The following is a 652-nucleotide window of genomic DNA, read 5'->3' as shown; positions in this document are numbered from 1 at the left end:
TCTAAAAAAAACCCGCTTAGGCGGGTTTTTTTTGCATTAGTAAATTTGCTTTTTTTTCAATTTCCTCAAGCTCTTTAACCCCTTGCTCAGTCATCCCATTATTTTTTAGGTAAGCAATCATCACTAGTGCGCTTACACGGTTGTAACAAGCAACTTTTTCGTTTACATCACTATCATGAGATAGAGAAAGGAGCATTTTAAGCTCAAGCGCTGCGGATTGTATAAGAGTTTTTTCTAAAGTTGTCATTTAGCATCTTCTAAATTTGTAGTATCGAGGTAAGGTAGAATTTCAATCACACTATCAAAGCGTGATTGTTCCAGATAGCTACCAGCTACAAACGAGGCTGAAGAAATAGCAATTACTAGAGCCACTAAAAGTACTGGAATCAGCTTGCTTTTCTTTTTAGCTTGGGCATTATCATTATTTGCAAAATCGGCTAGCGTACTTTCAAGCCGTTTTTCAAAGCTCTTGATCTTGCCTTCAACAACTTCACCCAGGCTTTTTTCTATTTGTGTTAGTTGTTGCTGGGTCTCCTCCTGAATATCTTGGCCTGCATGTTCTGAAAGCTCAATAAAGAGCTTCTGTAAGTTTTCAAAGTGCTGGCTAAAAATATTACCTTGCTCGCGTTTAAGCGCCTCCAAGGAGGCGCTT

The 652-nt window shown here is 38.7% G+C and carries 2 protein-coding genes; both read right to left on the bottom strand.

Translation table 11 applies throughout. The annotated features are described in order from the left end of the window. Nucleotides 1-16: 16 nt before the first annotated feature. Nucleotides 17-247, bottom strand: coding sequence for a hypothetical protein (locus INT22_RS07280; RefSeq protein ID WP_193067961.1), 231 nt, complete (start codon nucleotides 245-247; stop codon nucleotides 17-19). Continuing rightward, nucleotides 244-652 (bottom strand): hypothetical protein (locus INT22_RS07275; RefSeq protein WP_193067960.1); only part of this gene is annotated, 409 nt, incomplete at its 5' end. The genes INT22_RS07275 and INT22_RS07280, both read right to left, overlap by 4 nt.

The sequence above is a fragment of the Halomonas sp. 3D7M genome, from assembly GCF_014897885.1.
Taxonomy (GTDB): domain Bacteria; phylum Pseudomonadota; class Gammaproteobacteria; order Pseudomonadales; family Halomonadaceae; genus Vreelandella.
This window is presented reverse-complemented; position numbering and strand designations above follow the sequence as displayed.